Raw genomic sequence first — 2882 nt, forward strand, 5'->3', positions numbered from 1 at the left:
TCTCAGAAAGTATCCGACATCATCGGTGTCATTGACGAGATTGCCTTCCAAACCAATCTTCTGGCGCTGAATGCAGCAGTTGAAGCGGCCAGAGCGGGCGAAGCAGGTAAAGGCTTTGCGGTTGTTGCAGCCGAAGTGCGGACACTGGCGCAACGTTCCGGCGAAGCAGCCAAGGATATCAAAACCCTGATTGTTGAAGCCAATGATCAGGTTAAAGAAGGTGTTACCCTTGTCAGATCTACCGGGGACACCCTGTCCGAGATTGTTGATTCATCCAAACGTGTTGCTGACATCATTTCCGAGATCGCCGCTTCAAGCCGGGAACAGGCCACTGGTGTTGAAGAGATAAATACTGCTATCACAGCCATGGATGAAATGACCCAGCAGAATGCCGCCCTGGTAGAGGAAAGTTCAGCTTCGGCGCGAACGCTGGAAGAGCAGGCCGAGGGCCTCTCCGAAATGATCGGCTTCTTTAAAACTGATCAAAGCACTCATAGCGAACGCAAACCCAAAAACCGGAACACATCCAAAGTAACCTCAAAAACAACTCCCAAAACAGTCACTGCCCTTAAACCGACAACCGCTGTCGCTGCAGCTGTCGAGGATGATGACGACTGGTCCGAGTTCTAAGCGAGCAAAATGTAAATGGAAACCACAGACAACAACAGATCAATTAGTACAGAGATCATGTTCGATAATGGAGAAGATGATGCGCAGCATTGTTAACAATTTTTCCCTGAAAATTGCTCATAAACTGCCGATACTGTTCATTTTAATAGCAATGATCTCAATCATATCCGTCGGCACATTCAGTATCATGAGTTCATCCGACACTTTGATACTGCAAAAACAGCAAACATTAACGGCCTTGGCAGAAGCTCGTAATTCTTCTTTAAAACAGTATCTTGAATCTATCCGCGAAGACCTTCTTATCACCGCCGTAAATAGCAATGTTCAAGATGCTATGCCCCGTTTTTCTGATGGCTTCCGTGATGAAAGATCCTTACGAAATGATCCACTTGCATCCCTGCAGGCCGTATATATCAACGAAACAGGATTAACGCCCACTAGCACTTCGGGAAACAAAGAAGCATTGGGCGAAAAACATCTCTTTAATGGCCCTACGAATATTGATGGTGCTTACCACACTCAACATCAGCGTTTTCATCCCTGGTTTCGGCAAATGCTTGAAGGTCGAGGATATTACGACATCTTTTTAATTAATCCTGAAGGAGATGTTGTTTATACGGTTTTCAAAGAACTTGACTATGCAACCAACCTTCTTAACGGCAAATACAACACTTCAGGATTGGCTCAGGTATTCAAAGCCACTCTTTCAAACAAAGATTCCGGTAGTATAAGTTTCGTAGATTTTGCACCCTATGCTCCAAGTAATGATGCTCCAGCAAGTTTCATTGCGACACCAATTATCACTGCAAACGGTTTTGAAGGCGTTCTCGTTTTTCAAATGCCCATTGATAGAATTGACCACATTCTGCAACTAAGCGCAGGTATGGGTGAATCAGGAGAAACCTATCTCGTTGGCAGTGATTTCCTTATGAGAAGCGATTCAAGGTTCTCAGAAGAATCAACGATTCTGAAAACAGAAGTTAACACGGCGACGGTACACAAAGCCCTGAACGGAAATACCGGTATAGAAGTGACCCCGGATTATCGTGGTATCCCCGTGCTTTCTGCATTTCAACCTTTTGAGTTTGAAGGAACTAGATGGGCATTGATGGCAGAGATTGACGAAGCCGAAATGCTCGCTCCTGCACACGAGGCACGTTTATTCATACTAATGATCGGGGGAATTGTTCTCTTCATCGTAGCAGTAATTGGGTGGCTATTTGCACGCTCTATTATCCGTCCCTTACAAAAATCAACATCAGAGATGCTCCTGCTTGCCGAAGGAGATAAATCCTTTGAAGTTTCCGGATTGGAACGGCGTGATGAAATCAGAGATATCGCTTCAGCTTTACAGACCTTTAAAGACAATGCCATCGAACAAGATCGTTCTGCAGCCGAAAACATGAGGATCAAGTCGGCTCTTGATAGCAGTTCAGCGAATGTAATGGTTGCCGACAATAACTTTGACATCATCTACATGAACGATGCTGTTCTCGAGATGATGCGCGAAGGTGAAGCAGATATCCGAAAGGATCTTCCCGGCTTTGATACAAATAAGCTCCTTGGTGACAGTATTGACCGTTTTCACAAAAACCCTGCACACCAGCGCTCAATGCTTGGCGCTCTGACAACGACTTATCAGGGCAGAATTGAAGTGGGTGGAAGAAGCTATGATCTTGTTGCCAACCCCATCACTAATGAAAGCCAGGAACGATTGGGCACAGTCGTCGAATGGGCTGATGTCACAGCCGAGCTGGCCATTGAAGTCGAAGTTGATGAGATGGTTCAGGCAATATCAAGTGGAGATTTTACAAAATCACTCGAAGCAGAAGGCAAAGAAGGCTTTATGCTGGCTTTGACCAATGCCTTGAACTCGCTCAACAAAAATGTCAGCGATGTCGTTGATGATGTCGCTACGGCTTTATCATCCCTCTCTCGTGGTGATCTGACACATCAGATTACAACCAGTTACACAGGGACTTATGAAACCTTGAAACAGGATGTAAACCAGACATCAAAACGTTTGGCAGAAACTGTTGGCGATATCGTCGCAACAACCGATGAGATTGGCTCCGCGTCCACAGAAATTGCATCCGGTTCAATGGATCTTTCCCAACGAACCGAAGCACAGGCTTCCAGCCTGCAACAGACTGCAGCATCCATGGAAGAAATGTCCACAACCGTTAAACAGAATGCAGACAGCGCCCAACAGGCCAATCAGATGGCACTCAACGCAACAGAGACTGCTGAAC

The 2882-nt window shown here is 45.8% G+C and carries 2 protein-coding genes; both read left to right on the top strand.

The features are described from left to right. Positions 1 to 630, top strand: a 630-nt coding sequence (locus D9A03_RS06465; RefSeq protein ID WP_305778174.1) for a methyl-accepting chemotaxis protein, incomplete at its 5' end; no start/stop codon positions are given. A 187-nt stretch (positions 631 to 817) separates the two neighbouring features. Continuing rightward, positions 818 to 2882: methyl-accepting chemotaxis protein (locus tag D9A03_RS06470; protein WP_216825404.1), on the top strand; the 2065-nt coding region annotated here is incomplete at its 3' end.

This window comes from Kiloniella sp. EL199 (assembly GCF_900313065.1).
GTDB lineage: Bacteria > Pseudomonadota > Alphaproteobacteria > Kiloniellales > Kiloniellaceae > Kiloniella.